This is a genomic window from Tunicatimonas sp. (genome assembly GCF_049647865.1).
In the GTDB taxonomy this organism is placed as follows: Bacteria; Bacteroidota; Bacteroidia; order Cytophagales; family Cyclobacteriaceae; genus Tunicatimonas.
In genome coordinates, this window is the sequence record NZ_JBARYM010000811.1 from 1 (window position 1) to 1,835 (window position 1,835).

Consider the following 1,835-nt stretch of genomic DNA (forward strand, 5'->3'; position numbering starts at 1 on the left):
AATCTGGTCGAAAAGATCAGTCTCTTGTGCGAGTAGATGTAGGAGCGTTGACTCCGACGCTGCTCGAAAGTGAATTATTCGGCCACGTGAAAGGTGCTTTTACCGATGCCTCTCACGATAAAGTTGGTAAATTTGAGCAGGCATCAGGCGGGACTTTGTTTTTAGATGAGATTGGTAATTTAACTCTAGCTCAGCAAGCTAAACTCTTAACTGTATTACAAACGCGCCGAGTAAGCCGAGTTGGTTCTAATCAGGAAGTGTCCATAGATATTCGGCTTGTTTGTGCCACTAATCAACTAATTAGTGGTTCAGCGGCAGATTCTGATATGGCTTTCCGGCAGGATTTATTATACCGAATTAATACGGTTGAAATATCGGTGCCTCCACTACGAGATCGCGCGAATGATATTCCGTTATTAGCCGAGCACTTTTTAGCACTGTATGCGGAGAAATACCATAAACCTCAAGCTGAGCTAATCGAACCGACGCTTCGCTACCTGCAAAATTATGAATGGCCTGGTAATGTGCGAGAATTACAACATGCTATTGAGCGGGCGGTCATTCTCAGTAATGCCTCGGAATTGCAGCCGGAGGATTTTGCTCTCGGATCATCCTCCGATCTGAATACTTTGACCGAAGCTCCCATAACGTTGGATGAAAACGAGCGAAATTTTATTAAGCAGGCACTAGATCGTCATCTGGGTAATATCACTCATACTGCCAAAGAATTGGGTATTACACGCACAGCATTGTACCGACGATTGGAAAAATTTGGGTTGTAACCATGATAGAGTTACAACATTGTACAATCTAACTCTCAGTTACCAATTAATGTAGCTCCTTAAATTCAATCAAATCTTCATCCACTTCTTCGGCAATGAAGAAACCAAAGGAACCCTGATTTTGGTAGAGTGGCATTAAAATATAAGCGTTGGCCGGTGAATAAACGGGCTGACCGTTAATGGTAGCTAATTCCTCGCCCCGGTGAATCTTCTGGAAATTTTTGTAGCCCGGCTTCATAACAAATTCTTCATTGGGCTGAATGCGGTAGGAAGAAATAACCGAGTAAAAAGAATAGTGGTTGTCACCGTGGGTGTACAAAACCTGATGCGACCAGTCAAATAGCTTTTTGTGTTCAGTTTGGGTAAGACACCCTGCGTGAAACAGTCCTTGCCAAATAACGGCCTCCTGGCTTTCTACTGAAGAAGCCGCGAAGTGTTGCCCGGCTTCAAAAGTAAAACCGTGCCACCCTTGCTGGTTGAACCATTCGGGTAAGCACCCCTTAATTTCCCGCTCAATACCCATGATGCTAGTGGCGGCTATGCCCTTAGCAAATACATAACTATCACGATAGCCCTCATTTAAGCTGATGTAGGGAACACTTTCTGCGGAAGTGGTATGACAGTCTATAAAGTATACCTCACCAGATGTCTGGCGGTTTATTTCTTGGGTTAGATGAAGAATTTCTTGAAGCTGTTGCTCTTCGATGTTCAACACTTCCTGGCTATCCTGTACTTTAGCTACCCGTTTCGGCAAAAAGACCCGGTTTAGGTCTTCATCGCAAAAGCGCACTGTTTTCTGGATGGCGGGTAGGTTTCCGGCAATCCCGTAGAAATTGCCCTGTAACGTAATTTGCTGGTCCTTAATTTTTTCAAGTACTTTTTCTAGGGCAATTAATCCACTTGGTTCGTTTCCGTGCACTCCTGCAAAAACGATGAACGTAGGGTCGTCACGATTCCCTGGAAGGTTAATTAGCAGGCGTGATTCAGGTGATTTAAAATTAACTGTTCTCGACATTATCCATTAATTCTTGATACAAATGCCGGGAAATATGC

2 protein-coding genes are annotated in these 1,835 nt (G+C 43.9%); one reads left to right on the forward strand and one right to left on the reverse strand.

Translation table 11 applies throughout. The features are described 5' to 3' along the window. Positions 1 to 782: sigma 54-interacting transcriptional regulator (locus WBA23_RS23375; protein ID WP_424584691.1), on the forward strand; the 782-nt coding region annotated here is incomplete at its 5' end. Positions 783 to 828: 46 nt separating this feature from the next. Here WBA23_RS23375 and WBA23_RS23380 read toward each other — a convergent pair. Continuing rightward, positions 829 to 1,797, reverse strand: coding sequence for a hypothetical protein (locus WBA23_RS23380; protein WP_424584692.1), 969 nt, complete (start codon positions 1,795 to 1,797; stop codon positions 829 to 831). Positions 1,798 to 1,835: the final 38 nt, after the last annotated feature.

What these genes read in the sequence shown, in the direction of transcription:
- WBA23_RS23380 (WP_424584692.1), bottom strand. Translation starts at nt 1,797, where the DNA reads ATGTCGAGAACAGTTAATTTTAAATCACCTGAATCACGCCTGCTAATT.